General features: G+C 33.8%; 1 protein-coding gene. It reads left to right on the forward strand.

What is annotated here, in order from left to right:
- Positions 1 to 437: hypothetical protein (locus tag Q0954_RS34415; RefSeq protein WP_299466743.1), on the forward strand; the 437-nt coding region annotated here is incomplete at its 5' end.
- Positions 438 to 491: the final 54 nt, after the last annotated feature.

The following is a 491-nucleotide window of genomic DNA, read 5'->3' on the forward strand; positions in this document are numbered from 1 at the left end:
TTGAAGAAGTCAAAGAGTTATCTAAATTACTTAAATGGAATAGAGTATATAAACCTGATGTTTATCAAAGCGTTAGTGAGAAACTGATACACTCACCTGCTTCTGGATGGAAAATAGAGACAAAGTTAAAAACCAGTGGGAACGTAACTACCACAACAACAACCATCACCTTTACTAAGAAAGTCAAGAAGGGATTAATCTCAACGCAAGAAGTTGTTAAAAAAGAAATAGTACGTATGTATAACAAGCGAACAGAGACATTTATCATGGATATGGCGTTTCTAAGGGATGGTAAGCCCATTCCAAGTACTATAAATGTAGCAAAAGGAAAACTAACAGATAAGGGAGTTCCTGTTATCACATACGTTAATTTGCATCAAATGAAAGCATTGGGTTTAAAACCAGGTACGTTAAATCAACATGTTCGCCATAATTAATGGCAACAATTATTGGTAAAAAAAAAGGGATTGTTATTTTGAATTTGGAGAAAC

It is taken from the genome of uncultured Microscilla sp., from assembly GCF_947493425.1.
Lineage (GTDB): Bacteria > Bacteroidota > Bacteroidia > Cytophagales > Microscillaceae > Microscilla.